This window comes from Staphylococcus sp. GDY8P120P (genome assembly GCF_017892065.1).
In the GTDB taxonomy this organism is placed as follows: Bacteria; Bacillota; Bacilli; order Staphylococcales; family Staphylococcaceae; genus Staphylococcus; species Staphylococcus nepalensis.
Genome location: NZ_JAESKI010000021.1, coordinates 50,376 through 67,404 on the forward strand (window position 1 = coordinate 50,376; position 17,029 = coordinate 67,404).

17 protein-coding genes and 1 pseudogene are annotated in these 17,029 nt (G+C 33.1%); 7 read left to right on the forward strand and 11 right to left on the reverse strand.

Going from position 1 to position 17,029, the window contains the following annotated elements; all coding sequences use genetic code 11:
* Positions 1 to 36 precede the first annotated feature (36 nt).
* The 5 genes from KA900_RS11690 to KA900_RS11710 all read left to right on the forward strand — a co-directional run bounded on the left by KA900_RS11690 (position 37) and on the right by KA900_RS11710 (position 4,439).
* Entirely contained in the window at positions 37 to 549 is a 513-nt protein-coding gene (locus KA900_RS11690) for a DUF4242 domain-containing protein (protein ID WP_002482418.1), read from the forward strand.
* Between the two features lie 355 nt (positions 550 to 904).
* The gene (locus KA900_RS11695) at positions 905 to 1,645 is read left to right on the forward strand and encodes an ABC transporter ATP-binding protein (protein ID WP_002482417.1); all 741 of its coding nucleotides are present in this window, start codon (positions 905 to 907) and stop codon (positions 1,643 to 1,645) included.
* A 12-nt stretch (positions 1,646 to 1,657) separates the two neighbouring features.
* Entirely contained in the window at positions 1,658 to 2,608 is a 951-nt protein-coding gene (locus tag KA900_RS11700) for an ABC transporter substrate-binding protein (protein ID WP_011302420.1), read from the forward strand.
* A gap of 6 nt (positions 2,609 to 2,614) precedes the next feature.
* Positions 2,615 to 3,376 (forward strand): ABC transporter permease, encoded by a 762-nt coding sequence (locus KA900_RS11705; RefSeq protein WP_002482415.1) that lies wholly within the window; start codon positions 2,615 to 2,617, stop codon positions 3,374 to 3,376.
* A 13-nt stretch (positions 3,377 to 3,389) separates the two neighbouring features.
* Entirely contained in the window at positions 3,390 to 4,439 is a 1,050-nt protein-coding gene (locus KA900_RS11710; RefSeq protein ID WP_210139665.1) for an acyl-CoA dehydrogenase family protein, read from the forward strand.
* An 81-nt stretch (positions 4,440 to 4,520) separates the two neighbouring features.
* Here KA900_RS11710 and KA900_RS11715 read toward each other — a convergent pair whose 3' ends face one another.
* A complete protein-coding gene (locus KA900_RS11715) occupies positions 4,521 to 5,285 on the reverse strand; it encodes an alpha/beta hydrolase (RefSeq protein WP_037537721.1) in 765 nt (254 codons plus the stop codon).
* 18 nt (positions 5,286 to 5,303) lie between these two features.
* Positions 5,304 to 5,765: pseudogene (locus KA900_RS11720) on the reverse strand (ABC transporter permease); the annotation flags it as partial.
* A 57-nt stretch (positions 5,766 to 5,822) separates the two neighbouring features.
* Between KA900_RS11720 and KA900_RS11725 the strand changes: the two are divergent.
* Positions 5,823 to 6,497 carry an IS6-like element IS257 family transposase gene (locus KA900_RS11725; RefSeq protein ID WP_210139666.1) on the forward strand — a complete coding sequence of 225 codons (675 nt, stop codon included), beginning with the start codon at positions 5,823 to 5,825 and terminating at the stop codon, positions 6,495 to 6,497.
* 120 nt (positions 6,498 to 6,617) lie between these two features.
* Here the strand turns inward: KA900_RS11725 and KA900_RS11730 are convergent, their stop codons facing one another.
* The 4 genes from KA900_RS11730 to KA900_RS11745 all read right to left on the reverse strand — a co-directional run bounded on the left by KA900_RS11730 (position 6,618) and on the right by KA900_RS11745 (position 10,726).
* Positions 6,618 to 7,745 (reverse strand): zinc-dependent alcohol dehydrogenase family protein, encoded by a 1,128-nt coding sequence (locus KA900_RS11730; protein ID WP_210139667.1) that lies wholly within the window; start codon positions 7,743 to 7,745, stop codon positions 6,618 to 6,620.
* Positions 7,746 to 7,760: 15 nt separating this feature from the next.
* Positions 7,761 to 8,609 carry an AhlS family quorum-quenching N-acyl homoserine lactonase gene (gene ahlS / locus KA900_RS11735; RefSeq protein ID WP_210139668.1) on the reverse strand — a complete coding sequence of 283 codons (849 nt, stop codon included), beginning with the start codon at positions 8,607 to 8,609 and terminating at the stop codon, positions 7,761 to 7,763.
* Positions 8,610 to 8,890: 281 nt separating this feature from the next.
* On the reverse strand, positions 8,891 to 9,322 hold the full coding sequence (locus KA900_RS11740) for an antibiotic biosynthesis monooxygenase family protein (RefSeq protein WP_037576424.1): 432 nt from the start codon (positions 9,320 to 9,322) through the stop codon (positions 8,891 to 8,893).
* Between the two features lie 30 nt (positions 9,323 to 9,352).
* Positions 9,353 to 10,726: a cryptochrome/photolyase family protein gene (locus KA900_RS11745; protein WP_210139669.1), complete on the reverse strand. Its 1,374-nt coding sequence runs from the start codon at positions 10,724 to 10,726 to the stop codon at positions 9,353 to 9,355.
* 183 nt (positions 10,727 to 10,909) lie between these two features.
* Between KA900_RS11745 and KA900_RS11750 the strand changes: the two genes are divergently transcribed.
* On the forward strand, positions 10,910 to 11,335 hold the full coding sequence (locus tag KA900_RS11750; protein ID WP_210139670.1) for a pyridoxamine 5'-phosphate oxidase family protein: 426 nt from the start codon (positions 10,910 to 10,912) through the stop codon (positions 11,333 to 11,335).
* Positions 11,336 to 11,511: 176 nt separating this feature from the next.
* On the opposite strand, the gene KA900_RS11755 is transcribed toward KA900_RS11750, so the two are convergent.
* From KA900_RS11755 to KA900_RS11775, 5 genes are all read right to left on the reverse strand, one after another.
* Positions 11,512 to 13,017: a phytoene desaturase family protein gene (locus KA900_RS11755; protein WP_210139671.1), complete on the reverse strand. Its 1,506-nt coding sequence runs from the start codon at positions 13,015 to 13,017 to the stop codon at positions 11,512 to 11,514.
* Positions 13,014 to 13,895 carry a phytoene/squalene synthase family protein gene (locus KA900_RS11760; RefSeq protein WP_002510647.1) on the reverse strand — a complete coding sequence of 294 codons (882 nt, stop codon included), beginning with the start codon at positions 13,893 to 13,895 and terminating at the stop codon, positions 13,014 to 13,016. The genes KA900_RS11755 and KA900_RS11760 overlap by 4 nt, the downstream gene beginning before the upstream one ends.
* 55 nt (positions 13,896 to 13,950) lie before the next feature.
* Entirely contained in the window at positions 13,951 to 14,994 is a 1,044-nt protein-coding gene (locus KA900_RS11765; protein ID WP_245339185.1) for a glycosyltransferase family 2 protein, read from the reverse strand.
* A 66-nt stretch (positions 14,995 to 15,060) separates the two neighbouring features.
* On the reverse strand, positions 15,061 to 16,551 hold the full coding sequence (locus KA900_RS11770; RefSeq protein ID WP_210139673.1) for a phytoene desaturase family protein: 1,491 nt from the start codon (positions 16,549 to 16,551) through the stop codon (positions 15,061 to 15,063).
* Positions 16,552 to 17,025: a glycosyl-4,4'-diaponeurosporenoate acyltransferase CrtO family protein gene (locus tag KA900_RS11775; protein WP_210139674.1), complete on the reverse strand. Its 474-nt coding sequence runs from the start codon at positions 17,023 to 17,025 to the stop codon at positions 16,552 to 16,554.
* Between the last annotated feature and the right edge of the window lie 4 nt (positions 17,026 to 17,029).

Consider the following 17,029-nt stretch of genomic DNA (forward strand, 5'->3'; position numbering starts at 1 on the left):
TATACACCTACTATTAATATTTGGAGGTTAAGATTTATGACATTATTTTTACTAGAAGCAAACGATTTGGCTTTTGCCTCAAATAAAAAAGAATTAGAAGATAAAGCTGCTCAATTAACAACTGGTGATGTACCTACTTTAATTGAAGTTCAAGCTACTGAAGACTTAACACATGGTTACTTTATTGTAGAAGCAAATAATGATACTGAAGCAAAACAATTTCTAGAAGATGCTTCAATTAATATAAATTTAGTTAAAGAAGTGCGTCTAGTTGGTAAAGAACTGGATGAAGTTAAAAAAGGCGATCCTAAAATTGACTACCTTGTAACTTGGAATATCCCAGAAGGTATTACAATGGATCAATATTTAGCACGTAAGAAGAAAAATTCAGTTCACTACGAAGAAGTACCGGAAGTACAATTCCAACGTACGTATGTTTGTGAAGACATGACAAAATGTATTTGTATGTACGATGCGCCAGATGAAGACGCTGTACGCCGTGCTCGTAAAGCTGTAGATACACCAATCGATGACATCGAAAAAATATAAAGAAAATCAGTGATTTTTAATCACTAGATTTTCTTATGCATTAGCTTTAGCTAATGTAATCCTTATATATTTCTCAATAGAATTGAGATTAGTAGTTCTTAGGGAGAGGGACAGAAATCATTTGTTTTAATAAAGATTTCGTAGTCCCACCCCGGCAAGGATGACTAGGGTTGAATAAGCTTAATATAAGCGCAATTCAATCCAGTCATCTACTGCCTTTTTACAAAGTGATTAATCACTAGATTTTCTAAAAAGTAAATTCCTAAACAACCACTTCACGGGCTATGTACTTGCATAGCCCTTTAGTGTAAACGCAATTCTTATTAAAACGATAAGAATAATTGAGGTGTCTACCGTGATTCATATTAATCGAGTTCATCATCAATTTGGAGAGAATACTGTCATTAACGATTTCGAACTAAATATAGATAAAGGAGAAATCATTACTTTTATTGGGAAAAGTGGATGTGGCAAATCAACTTTATTAAATATTATTGGAGGTTTCTTAACACCCTCATCTGGTTCTGTTAATATCAATGGTCAAATTAAACAAACGCCATCTCCAGATTGTTTGATGATATTCCAACATCATAATCTTTTTCCATGGAAAAATATCTATGACAATATACGCATTGGTTTAAATAAGCGTATGAGTAATGAAGAAATTAACCATCATTTAAAAAGTGTCGATTTAAATAATAAAGGCTCAGCATTCCCTGAATCATTATCTGGTGGGATGAAACAACGTGTTGCACTTTGTAGAGCACAAGTACATCAACCGAAAGTTATTTTAATGGATGAACCACTTGGTGCTTTAGATGCATTTACCCGTTATAAACTACAAGATCAATTGATTCAATTAAAGCATCAAACTGACGCTACTATTATTCTTGTCACACATGATATAGATGAAGCATTATATCTTTCTGACAATATTATTTTACTTGGAGAGGGTTGTGAAATTATCGATCAATATAAGATTAAGCAATCACATCCTCGTAATCGCAATGATAGCCATTTATTAAATATCCGTAATACTATCATGGAAAAGTTTGCCTTAAATCATTATATGGCAGAACCGGAATATTATTTATAAGGAGGCAGCATATTGAAAAAATTATTAATCCTTTCTCTAATATTCCTAGTATTACTTTCTGCTTGTACACAAAGTAATAGTCAAAAACAATCCGATAAAAAAGAAACTATAAAAATTGGTTATTTACCTATTACACATTCAGCAAACTTGATGATGACCCAACAAATACAGCAACAAACCAAAAACGCGAATTACAACTTAGAACTAGTAAGATTTAATAATTGGCCTGACCTGATGGACGCTTTAAATAGTGGCAAAATCGATGGTGCATCTACCTTAATCGAACTTGCGATGAAATCTAAAGAGAAAGGTTCAAATATTAAAGCAGTTGCTCTAGGCCATCACGAAGGTAATGTCATTATGGGACAAAATAACGAAACAATTTCAGACTTCCATAATCACGAAGATTATAGCTTTGCGATACCACATCGGTATTCGACACATTACCTACTATTAGAAGAAATGCGAAAACAACTTCATTTAGACTCTGATACCTTTAGTTATCATGAAATGGCGCCTGCAGAAATGCCCGCAGCTTTAAGTGAAAATCGTATTTCAGGATACTCAGTAGCTGAACCTTTTGGTGCCTTAGGAGAAAAACTAGGCAAAGGACATACGCTAAAACATGGTAGCGATGTGATACCTGATGCATATTGCTGTGCACTTGTGCTCAGAGAGGATTTAATCAATCAACACCATCATACAGCACAAGCTTTTATGACTGATTATAAAAAAGCTGGTTATAAAATGAACAATAAAAAGCAAAGCGTAGAAGTCATGAGTAAACATTTTAAACAAGATAAAAAAGTTTTAAAACAATCAGCAGATTGGACTTCTTATGGTGATTTAACAATTGAAAAAGAAGGCTATAATAAAATCACTCATTTAGTCAAAGAACATAAATTATTTAACACACCTGACTATAAAGATTTTGTTGATCCAACATTATACAAGGAGGGCTAGTACGCATTGACACATGCATTAACTAAAAAATTCACTTTACCTATTATTAGTTTCATCATTTTCTTATTTATATGGCAATGCGTGATTTGGATAGGAAATTATCAACCTATCCTCTTACCTGGTCCTTTACTTGTTGCTAAGAGCATTTGGCAGTTCATCATTTCCGGGGAAATATTTTCTCATTTGTTTATTAGTTTATTTCGTTTCATAGTCGGATTTGTTCTTGCCATTTTAATCGGTGTTCCTATCGGATTTTTATTAGGTCGTGTAAATGCACTATTCCATGCCATCGAACCACTTTTACAATTAATTAGACCTATATCACCTATCGCTTGGTCACCTTTCGTTGTACTTTGGTTTGGTATCGGTAGCTTACCAGCTATGGCAATTATTTTTATCGCTGCTTTCTTTCCGATTGTTTTTAACACAATTAAAGGCATTAGACATATTGAACCTCAATATTTAAAAATCGCTTCAAATCTTAACTTAACAGGTTGGCAATTATATAAAAATATCTTATTCCCTGGTGCCTTCAAACATATTATGGGTGGTATTCATATGGCTGTAGGTACGAGTTGGATATTTTTAGTTTCTGGTGAAATGATTGGTGCCCAGTCTGGATTAGGCTTTTTGATAGTAGATGCAAGAAATATGTTGAACTTAGAAGATGTATTAGCCGCAATATTTTTTATTGGTTTGTTCGGCTTTATTATAGATAGATTTATTAGTTATTTAGAAAAATTAATTCTAAAACGATTCGGAGAATAAAGGAGACGTTATTATGAGTTTACAAATACTTATCGAAAATGAATTAGATCCATATTTAATTGAAATAGATGAAGGTACACACTATCCTAAACAATTTATTCAAACTTTATTTAAAGAAGGTTATTTTAAAGAAAATGATTTGAAAAATAATTTAGAAATTATTGAAGAAGTATCCAAATCTTGTCTAACTACAGGATTTTGCTTATGGTGCCAACTCGCATTCTCAACATACTTAGAAAATGCTGACCAAGCGCATTTAAATCATGATTTACAACAATCATTATTAAATGGTGATATATTAGGCGCAACTGGTTTATCAAATCCTATGAAATCATTTAATGATTTAGAGTCTTTCAATTTATCTCACCATTATCAAGAGGGAAAATTTTACGTAAACGGTAGACTTCCAGCAGTAAGCAATATCGGTTCTGATCACTACTTTGGGGCCATTTCAAAGTCTGAAACTGATGATGAATTAGTAATGTTTATTGTACATGCCAATCAAGATGGTATTACACTTGATGAGAAGTCAAATTTCTTAGGTGTCAATGGTTCAGCAACATTTACGATAACGATGGATGATGTACTGATTCCTGACACGCAAATCATCACGCATGACGCAAAATCATTTGCCTCAGATATTCGACCAAAATTTGTAACACTACAAGTGCCTATTGCCCTAGGTTCCGTTCGTGCTTCACTTGATTTAATTCATAAATTCTCTGACGCACAAAATGGCATCAATAAATATTTAGAATACGACATTTCAGATTTTGAATCACGCTATAAACAGATCAAGCAAGACTTTTATAACCTTGTTGCAAAAAATGATTTGGATAATCAATTTGGCGAACTTATTCGACTTAAAAAAGAAGCTGGATATTTACTATTAGAAGTTAATCAGGCGTCTATGGTCAATGGTGGTTCAAGAGCATACTCTCCTAAAGCACCACAAGCACGTAAGTTGAAAGAGGGATTTTTCTTTGCAGCATTGACACCTACCTTAAGACATTTAGGTAAATTAGAAGAAGAATTTAAATCATCTAATTATACTGTAAATTAGTTTAAATTTTTCTAATATACGTAAAAAAGCATCCCTCTATGGGGATGCTTTTTTTGACTCATATCATTCCGATTTGATTTTCTATATTCCTTCTATGAACCACTTGATTGCACGTTGTATCGCTTTATCCCAATATGCGTAATCATGTTCACCAGGTCCATCTTCAAATATGTTTGGTATTTGGCGTTTATTTAAATATTGTACAAACTGCTGATTGTCTCGGTATAAATCATCTTCTGTACCACACATGATAAGCAATTCGGGAATTTCTTTTTGTTTCTTAATCGCTTCATCCACTAAATAATACGGATCTAAATTTGTATTTGCTACTTGTGCATTTGGACCAGCAATTGCAGATCCAGAATAATCATACCAATCATAATCAATCAAACCTTGTGCGTTAAATGCAGCAGATAAAGGACAAGCTTTCGCAAAACGATGACCTTCTAACAGCGCATATTTGATTGTGCCATAGCCACCCATCGAATGTCCCGCAATAAAATTGTCCTCTTTGCTAGTCGAGAGTGGTAATATTTGATGCGCATAATCCAATACTTCAAGTATATAATCATAATATTTATGCCCATACACCATATTACTATAACCACTATGATCTGCATTCGGCATGATTACTGCTAATTGATGCTCATTTGCATACCGTTCAATACTCGTATAACGCATATACGATGTTTCGTCACTTGAAAGTCCGTGTAAAAGCAATAACGTTTTCAACGCTTTCGGTTGTGCGTTTGAATCAAAATAAGTAGCGTCTTCAGGTAAAATCACTATAAAAGGATGATGCATACCAATCGTCGTCGAATTATAGTTTATTGATAATATTGCCAAAGTCAGTCACAACCTTTATTAATTAATACTTTGTGGTTCGTGTTTTTTCTTCTTATGCGTTTTATTAGATGGATCTAAACGTTTTTCCAAAAATCTTAAGAAGATATCAATTAAAATTGCAATTAAAGCAATTGGAATTGCACCAGCTAAAATAAATGTTGTTCCGTCTGTTGCATTCGTACCTCGAATAACAATGTCACCTAAAGTTGGCGCACCTATGAATGAGCCGACTGCAACAACCCCGATGGCTACAACAAGCGCAATTCTCAGTCCACCAAGAATGACTGATAAAGATAATGGTAATTCAATCATACGCAAGACTTGATTGCGCGTCATTCCCATACCTTTACCGGCATCTTTAATATTTTCATCGACACCAACAATACCAGTAAATGTATTTTTTATAATTGGTAATAGTGCGTATAAGAATACCGTTACCACTACAGTTGTAGGACCTAGTCCCATCACTAACATTAATATTGGTTCTGTTGCAAAGTTGAATTTATAGTATAATTTTAACAAAAAGGAGTCTTCTGTATGAACTATTTCAGATATAAACAATTTAACAAGGATGTTATCACTGTAGCCGTTGGCTACTATCTAAGATATGCATTGAGTTATCGTGATATATCTGAAATATTAAGGGAACGTGGTGTAAACGTTCATCATTCAACGGTCTACCGTTGGGTTCAAGAATATGCCCCAATTTTGTATCAGATTTGGAAGAAAAAGCATAAAAAAGCCTATTATAAGTGGCGTATTGATGAGACATACATCAAAATAAAAGGAAAATGGAGCTATTTATATCGTGCCATTGATGCAGAGGGACATACATTAGATATTTGGTTGCGTAAGCAACGAGATAATCATGCAGCATATGCGTTTATCAAACGTCTCATTAAACAATTTGGTAAACCTCAAAAGGTGATTACAGATCAGGCACCTTCAACGAAGGTAGCAATGGCTAAAGTAATTAAAGCGTTTAAACTGAATCCCGACTGTCATTGTACATCGAAATATCTGAATAACCTCATTGAGCAAGATCACCGTCATATTAAAGTAAGAAAGACAAGATATCAAAGTATCAATACGGCAAAGAATACTTTAAAAGGTATTGAATGTATTTACGGTCTATATAAAAAGAACCGCAGGTCTCTTCAGATCTACGGATTTTCGCCATGCCATGAAATTAGCATCATGCTAACAAGTTAACACAAAGTATTATTTTAAAATTGAGATTAGACATTTATTTTTCAACTTTGCAACAGAACCAAAAAATAAATAATATTCAAAAAAGCGTCCATCTAAAGATAGACGCTATAGTAATTGTTATTATACCATTTTGATAATAATTCTACCGGCATCGCCGTTTGCTAATTGGTCAAAACCTTCGTTTATTTGTTCAAGTGAAATGACATTACTTATTAGTGGATCAACATTAAGCCGGTTTTGACGATATAAACTTACAAATCTAGGAATATCACGATCAGGAACACAACTACCTACATATGAACCTTTAATCGTTCTTTCTTCAGCAGCTAACGTTACTTGTGGAAATGATAACTCTGCTTTTGGATCAGGTAAACCTGTGGTCACTGTTGAACCACCACGTTTTGTTATTGCATATGCTACTTGCATTGCAGGTACAACGCCAGCTGTTTCAAATACATATTCAGCACCACCTGCCACATATGCTTTAACATCATCAATCACATTTTCATCACTTGAGTTAAACACTGCTGTTGCACCTAAAGTTTTAGCAATTTCAAATTTATCTTCGTTAATATCTAAAGCAATAATTTCGTTAGCTCCAGCCAGTCTTGCGCCTATTATAGCATTGAGTCCAATGCCACCAAGACCCACTACAGCTACGTTACTCCCCGGTCTAATCTGAGCTGTATTTATAACAGTACCTATGCCTGTAATAACAGCACAGCCAAACACTGCTGCCCGTTCATAAGGAATTTCTGGATCTATTTTAACTATTGAATTTTCTGAGACAACAGCATATTCTGAAAATCCAGAAACACCTAAATGATGATGTATGACATCTTTCTCTTTAGATAGTCGGAACCCACCTTCTATCATCTCACCTTTCTCATTGGAAGCTGCACCATTTTCACATAATGCAGGTCTTCCTTCACGACATGGTATACATTTACCGCAACTAGGGATAAAAGTACAGACAACGTGATCTCCAACTTCAAAATCACTAACACTTTCACCTAGTTCTATAATTTCTCCTGCAGCTTCATGGCCAAGCGCCATAGGCATTGGTCTTGGACGACTCCCATTAATCACTGACAAATCAGAGTGACATAAACCCGCGGCATGAATTTTAATTAACACTTCATTTTGTTTAGGGGCATCAAGATTTAAAGTTTCTATTTTTAAAGGCTTCGTTTTTTCATATGGCCCTTCAACACCCATTTCATATAATACTGCAGCTTTTGTTTTCATTTCTTCACACATCCTTTATTCATAATAACCATCCGTAGACTTTCTAAAAGATTCAAACTGGTTACCATCGTGGCCAAACCAAATTTCTGCATTCTTTTCTTTGGCAAGTCGCTTAATATATTCCACAGAATTTGCCCATCCAATAGAATCATAAATAATACCAGGTGGTTGTAATTTTGGTTCCATACTTTCTTGTGTGTAAATGGCATCAGAAGCTAGGATGAGTGTGCCTAACTCTTCAGTTTCGATTTCAAGTCCAATCATTCCCCAGGCATGTCCACTACCAAAGTTAAGAACTTTCACACCATCTACAAGATTTAAATGAGCTTGATCTCGTGCTATAGTTTGCCAAGTCAAATCACTTTTAATCCAAGCATCGATATCACTCCAAATATATGCCCCTTCTTGTTGATTACGTGCATAACACTTCATTGCACCACTGAATTCATCATCGTGTACAATTACAGTCGCATTTGTAAAATATTCTAAACAACCTGCATGATCAAGATGTAAATGAGAAGCTACCACTATATCCACATCTTTAGGATCGACACCTAATTGTTCTAGTCTATTTGGTAAGTGACATGATTCATCAGAAAAATAAGGGAAAGCTTTTTGTGTTGCATTAATCCATCGTCCTTCTTCGCCCATTGAATTCGGATTACAAGCAGTATCAAATAATATCTTAGCATCCGGGTGATCTATAAAAACGGTATAAATCGGAAATTCGTGTAGCTCATTCTCTTTATTTGGATTATCAAGCGTTGCCTGATTTGAATTAGCTATCATCAGATTTTTATCCATTTGCATTCGCCCATTATCTAGAACATAAATCTTCATACGTTCTTTTTTTATATTTACCAATAAAATCAACCCCTTTAACAAAATAATACACTTAATTGAAATCGCTTTCAATTAAAAGAGTTATATTTCTTCAAATTCTCCAATTTAATTTATATTTGCAACCTTTATAATCTTATTAATATATTAATTACGCACAACCTAATTTTTAGTTTTATTTGTGGTACGCTTCCCCTTATCAGTGATTTTGCTAAAATTTTTATATCGCTTAAAAAATAGGCAAGTTAGTATTTAAATAACTCGCCTATATGTTTGCAGAAATATCATTTAATTCAAAAATTATGTTATTTAAATTCTAAACTAATATTAAATGATAGGTTTCTGTTTACAATAGATTTATCAGCACCTTGCTTGGTTCCTCTATTTTTATGGGATGCTTTATATTCCTGAGACTCTTGCCAATGTTTGTAAGCTGCTTCGTCTTGCCAAAACGTAATGATAACATGATGTTCATGTGTACTATGTGGCTTTAGAAATAATAGATTTTCAAACCCTTCAGTATTCTCTAGATGTTTATCTCTATTTAAGAACACACGCTCGAAGTCTGCCTCTAAACCAGGATTAGCATATAAATGGTTTAAAACTGCATAACCATATTGTGGCAAATCATTAATTTGTTCTAATATAGTATAGTGATATGTCACATTAAATCTATTAATAGTTACCTCATTATTATTTTTTTCTAAATAAATACGATGTATTTCATTTTTCAACAAATGAATCACTCCTTTTTATTGGATGATATGTCAAAATTGCTTAAATTTATCCATAACATAATCTCTACTATTTTTATGATTCACGATAGTCTGTGGATAATCTTTTCCAATTTCAATATGATAAATTTCTTGTAACTTGTCTTTATATTTAGTTGGATCATGAATGTATTTACTGCTCACATCATTAAATATTTCTAGCTGTGTTTTAATAAAATACCCTTGCGCATCAAAACGCTCACTTTGACGTATAGGATTAAACATTCTGAAATAAGGCACTGCATCTGTTCCAGTTGATGCTGACCACTGCCATCCATGTACATTAGATGCATTATCATAATCTATCAAATACTGTCTAAAGTACTCCTCCCCCCAAGTCCAATCAATAAATAAATTTTTCGTTAAAAATTGTGATACGACCATTCGTAAGCGATTATGCATATATCCTGTACGATTCAGCTTCTTCATTGCAGCATCAACGATTGGGTAACCAGTTTGACCTTTTTTCCATACTTCAAAATGTGTTTTATTATACGACCATTGCATGTTTCGATATTTTTCAGAAAAAGATTTAGTTGCCGTTTCTGGATACTGTGTCATTAACACATAATAAAATTCACGGAATAGAACCTCTCTTATAAAAGCTTCATAATTTTTTTCATCGCTCTCATAATCTTCAAGTAAATCATTTAAAATTTCACGAATATCGAGTAGTCCATATGCTAAATATTTACCTAATCCACTTACAAAATCCTGCGACACATCGTCAGTCAATTTATCATAATGAGCTATGTCACCATTTAAAAAATCTTCCCAAGCTTTACGCGCTAACTTTTCTATATCTTTATTATTTTCAAATTTTAAGTCACTTTGATTTGAACCCTTTTCCGCAATTTGAGACAACTGCTTAAATTGATAACTTTTTTTAGGGGTGTGTACTAAGTCCTGACGATTTGCTTTATAAAAACTAGTAAATACTTTATAAGGCTGTTGCTGTTTATTAAAAGTCTTTGTTGGCTCAAAATAATGATTCACGCGCTGTCCAATTACTGTAACTTGGTGATTTTCAAAAGCCTTTTTTACATGAGGATAGTCATATATTTCTTTGTGATAACTCATAATATCTTTTGCTACTAATACGTGAGATAACGCCAATGTTTCTGCTAATTCACCTAACTTTTCGTATGTGACAATATAAGGTTGTATATCATGCTTATCTAAAGCATTTACAAATCCTTTTACAACTTTATGGTAATAGTCACGTTTTACTTCTGATGCGTCAGTTAAATCTTCTAAAGGTAAGATAAAATACAATTTATTTATCTCATTTTGATGCTTCACTATATATTGAAAAAGTGGATTATCTTTCGTTCTAAAAACTCTGTTAAGTATGACTCCTAAATGCATTTTATTGCCTCCCAGCGTGTTTCATACAAATTCACCTTATAATTGTCCTTTAACTTAAGATTGTGTTTTCAATCATATACCCGTTTTAACTTTTGTATAATTCACTAAAAAATAAAATAAATTTTAATACCTTACATATTATAGGCAACTTCAGGGTATATTATTATCAGAGGTGATTAAATTATGAATAACGAACAATTACAAAATGAAATTGAAAATATATTAAATACATCAAAAATAGGTGTCCTATCTACTGCACATAACAATACACCTAATAGTAGATACATGGTATTTTATAATGATGGACACACACTTTATACTAAGACAAGCATTGAGTCTAAAAAAATTGCTGAATTTAAAGATAATCCCAAAGCTCATGTACTTATAGGTTACGATGAAACGAATAATCGTAGTTTTCTAGAAATTGATGCTAATGTTGAAATACTGAAAGATCAAGAGACTATTGATTGGATTTGGAACAAACAAGATAAGTCCTTTTTTGACTCTAAGGATGATCCAAACTTGTGTGTAATTAAAGTAATACCAAAATCCTTAAAAATTATGAACGATAAAAAATTAGACACACCACAAACCATTACGTTCGATTAGTTAAAAAGGCGAGCCTGGGACATAAATAGATGTCTCAGGCTCGTTTTCAATTTGGCAGTAGGTGACTGAATTGAAAATGCGATTATATCAAGCTTTTTTCAATCATAGTCACCCTTGCCGGGGTGGGACTACGAAATCTATATTAGAAAATTTGATTTCTGTCCCCCTCCCGTTTTTTATATACCATTATTAATATCTTCTAACATAGCATCAACTGTAATTTTAGCACTCGTCAGTACAATTGGCACTCCTGCCCCTGGATGAACACTAGCTCCAGCAAAATACAAATTTTTGTAATCTCTGCTCACATTAGGCGGTCTGTAATAGTTACTTTGCGCTAAAGTAGGCATTAAACCAAAGGCTGCTCCAAATTTAGCATTATAATCTCCTTCAAAATCCTTAGGCGTATAAATAATTTCTGTCACAACTTGCTTTTTCAAACCTTTTAACGCTTTAATCGTAGAAAGCTTATTGTAAATAATATCTTTCACTTGTGTGATTGTTGACTCATCAGACCAATCCGTATTACCTGTTTTCAATTCTGAAACGGGCATCAGCACATAAATACCTGTTTGACCTTCTGGCGCTAACGACTGATCTTCCACACTAGGAGCGTATACATATATTGATGGATCTTGGGATATTTCCCCGGAAAATATTTCATTGATATTATTATCAAAATCCTTTGAAAATATAACATTATGTAACAAGATATCTTCAGATAAATCTTTATCAACCCCTATGTACATTAAAAAGGCTGAGCAAGAATAGTCCATATTATCAATTTTCTGTGTCGTATACTTCTTAGGATGATGTTCATTTTTAATTAAAGATGAAGTAGCATATGGAAAATCAGCAGTACAAATTATTTTGTCATACTTTTCTATATGTCCGTTTACTTTTAGTCCCTCCGCACGCTTATACCTACTATCAATGATAATTTCTTCAACGTTTACGTTGGTATAAATTTGAGTACCTAATTCTTCATTTAGCGTTTGAAGCGCTCTGACAAAGCTATACATACCACCTTTTATAAAGTGAACGCCAAACATTAACTCTATCATGGGTATAATTGAATACAATGACGGGCTTCGTTTAGGGTCGATACCTATATATAATGTTTGAAACGCTAAAATCTTTTGGATTTTTTCATTATCAACATATTTTTCAATTAAATTATCTGCTTTATCAAATGTTTTGAGTTTCATACCTTGATATATAGTAAAAGGATTATAAAAATCCGTAGGTTTCCTAAACGTACGTTCTAGAAAATATTTTCGTGCTATTTCGTATCTTTCGTATATATCTGTTAAAAAGGACATAAAACCATATGTAGAGTTAGGTTCAATACCTTCAAGCATATCTCTTAATTGAGCAAGATCTGTAGGAACGCGAATTTGATCTGTTTCACTAAAATAAACATCATATATATGTGATAATTGTTTAATTTCCAAGTAATCATTCATATTTTTTTGAGCGTAATTAAAAACGTCTCGATAAATCTCAGGCATCATTACTATGGTTGGTCCCATATCAAATGTAAAGCCATCTTGCTTGATCTGATTCATCCTGCCACCTATTTGTTGATTCTTTTCATATAAATCTACTTGGTGACCGTTTGCTGCTAATCTTGAAGCTGCAGCTAAACCTGAAACACCGCCGCCTATAACTGCAATCTTCATAATGTTTCACTCCTATTATATTTCGCACTAAGTTCACGATAAATTTTCATTTTTTTCAATTTGCTTACATATACTTTCTTATGCAACGTATAGTTTGCCTTCCTTACTTCCACAAGTATTTCATGATAAGCTATCGCAGCTAATTCGATAATGTAACGTACCTCTTCGTCAAAATAATTAATACCGTTTAATGCAATATCATATAACCTAACTGCCTCTGTAGCGTAACTTTCCCACAGTTCTATATAATTTGGCGTAACTCCTTCATAATATATAGAATGTAGATTAACTCGATATTGAGCTAATTTTTCTACACTTAGATAAATTCTTCCATTTTGAAAATCTTCGCCGACATCTCTTAAAATATTAGTTATTTGCATTGCCTTGCCTAAAGCAATCGCAGCTTCTTCAGCTTGCTCGAAATTATTTTCATTTGATGAAGTTAATATAGGAGTTAACAATTCACCGACAGTACCTGCCACACCATAGCAATACTCATATAAATCTGAATCAGTTTTCATTTCTTTTAAAACTAAATCTTCCTTCACATATTGAATTAAAGATTCAAAAGGTTTTTTAGGTATTGAATATGTATTCAATGTATTACTTAAAGCATTCATAATAGCTGCATCACTTTGATACGCTTGAATATAATCACAATCGCTATAAATCACATCTAAATCTCTAGCTATGCCGTTTAATTGCTCAAGGTCTTTGTATTTATCAATACTGTCATCTATAATTCTGCAAACTGCATAAATAGCCCAAATTGCTTTTTTCCTTTTTAAATCCAAAAAATCAAAGGCATATGAGAACGTTTTTGAATGTTCTTTCATTATATTGTGACAATGGTTATAATCTCTCTCTAATTGATTCATTTATTGGCCTCCTCAGTAAGCCTAGAACTTCTTGACATTTGTATAAAAAACTAAGCTATAAATCTATTCTACGGCCTTTCCAATATATACGTTTGAATACATTGATATCTAACCATGATTTAAAAAATATCACGACAAAGCATATGAAGAGCAGTGGATGACATAAACTCGCAACGCTATTAAAATTTCCTGTTCTTCGAATAAATATATGAAATTGTAGCGCATATATAAAATATAGAGTAATAGCTAATAATATATATAACGTGCCTAAATTAATTGAAAAAATTATCGCTAAAACTGTTGTAAGTGAACCAAATAGCCATAAAAATACAAACGTAAGCGTAGACTTTTTAGTTACTTGAGAGCCAAGTGCAAAGTGTTTACTCCAACCCTCTAATAGCGCTTTATATCCTTGAGAATACATTCTAAAATTCACTACGCCTTGGCCTTCATGCAAACTAACTGGCAAACCTTGCTGATTATATGCTTTACTTATTGCAAAGCCTTCAATGATTTGATTTTTAGCTTTCAAATGTCCTTGTGTCAATTTATAATCTTGCTTATTTGTCACAAGGACTGGTCCAAACGCGCCTTGCTCATTCTTTGCTGATTTCGTGATTGAAAATTGATTCATACCTACGATTGTCATTAAATTAAAAATCGCCGATATATTTTCATATAGCTTTTTTATCTTGTGATAAGGTTGTATTGACAACAAACCTTTACCACCTTGTAAATCATATTGATTGGCTATATTTTGAATACTATCATCACAAGCAAACTGAACATCAGCATCAACAAACATTAATAAATCATGCGTTGCATATTTGCTACCTTGCCAACAAGCATGTGACTTACCTTGCCATGTAGTATCATTTTCAACAGTATATACGCTCGCACCATAATATCTAGCGACAACTTGTGTCTCATCAGTTGAACCATCATCCATAACAATCACTTCTATTTCTTGCTCTTTACTTATACTGTTAAGTAATTTAGGTAAGTTCTCCGCTTCATTTCTAGCAGGTACAATAACACTGACGGCTGTCTGACCTCTTCCTTTTCCGGAGTTATTTATAATCGCTCGACGCGCATACATACACATTCCACTTATTAGTGATAGTATCGTCAATACTATTGCTATTATATATAGTATCATTCAGCCTCAACTACTTTCTCCATTAATAATAGCTTCTGCTACTTGCATACCACTCAAAGTGACCATAGGCATACCAGCGCCAGGATTTACAGAACCACCTACAAAGTACAAATTTTTGAAGTACTGACTTTTTTTAGGAAACTTGAAACCTTTATTTTTCTTCTTATTAGAAACTACGCCATATATAGCTCCTTTATTAGAATTGTATGTATTTTCGATGTCATGTGGCGTCCATACGTCTTCATATACAATGTGCTTTCTCAAATCTTTCAAGCCCATGGACTCTAATTTATTCAATATACGTTCTCGGAATTGCAGATATTCTGCTTCACTAAATAACTTATTCTGAATGTACGGTATGTGTGGCAATATTTTTATATTCTCGTGTCCTTCTGGCGCCTGTGTCTTATCTGTTTTATTTGTATTAACTACATAAATAGTCGGATCTTCAGGCAAAACATACTGGTGAAAAACTTGATCATAATTAACTTTAGAATTACTTGAAAAGAAAAAGTTATGATGGTGAAGCTCTGGATAACTTTTGTCCACACCAAGATGCATGACATAACCTGAACTAGCTGGCTCAAATTTACGTTCCAATTTGTTTATTTGATTTGCATCAAAATTCAATAAATACTTATAAACAGGGATTACTTCCATATTAGATATAATGTAATCTGCATATATGTCCTCATTATTTTCTATTGTTATCCCTGTCACCTTATTTTGACTATTATAATTGATACGTTTTACAGGGGTGTTAAAATGTATGCCCACGCCTAATTTTCTCGCTAATTGTTCCATCGCTTCCGCTAACTTATGAATGCCACCATCTACGTACCACAAACCTTCCTCATGTTGCATTTGAGGTAATAAACTCAATACAGCCGGAGCATCATAAGATGAGGAGCCTACATATTTTATGAAATAACCTAACATTTCTCTTAAATAGGGGTTATCTACCCTTTTATTAATGGCTTGTTGCATTGTGTGAAAATAGTCGAATTGTTTTAAAGCTGAAAATGGACCATGATAACGAATGATTGCATACATCGTATCTAACCCCTTATCAAAGTAGCTTTTTTCAGCCACTTGATGTATCTTTTGTGCGTAACTAAAAAACGAAGAAAGTTGCTCTATATCTTTATTTGTTAACGATTCATTATTTGTTAACATATCTTCCATGGATTCATATAAATCTAAAATTTGGCCATCTGGATAAACGTTTCTAATCTGTAAACTTAACTTACGAATGCTAACATAATCTTCTAGCCTTTCATCACATCGTTGAAATAGGCGTTGAAATACTTTAGGCATGGTTAAAATTGATGGACCGAGATCAAATCCATAGTCATCTATGTCTAACCTATTTACCTTTCCACCGATATGCTTATTTTGTTCATATAAATCCACTTGATAGCCTGCTTGAGCCATACAAATTGCGCTAGCAATCCCTCCCAAGCCACCTCCTATGACAACCACTTTCTTATTTCCCATTTAATCACCTTTTCTTTTTTGTAATTTATTATAAATACGTATTAACTTAGGGCGATTATAGCGCTGAACAATCATACAAGGCACATTAGCTATAATGACATATATAAAATTAATTATTTTAACACTTTTTGACGCTTTAAAAAACGCAATAACAGGAAATATGGATAGCAGATGAACCACCTCTGCACGTCTAGTTTCTAATATAAATCGCTGTATATCATTCATATTTTTAGATAAATTGAAAGTCGCTTTACTACTGATATTAGGGTTAAGATTTTGACCGTCTGGCAAATGATCTTTCCAATATTGCACTTTAACTAATTGTTGCCATAATTGACCCTCTTGTTCAATATTCCAACTTCGAAAATACTTATTATCTTTTTCTAAGAACTTATAACTAATACGAGTACCAAGTTGAGCAATAATCATTTGAACTATAAACCAATATAGTGCACTATATATAATCTTTTTCATCAAT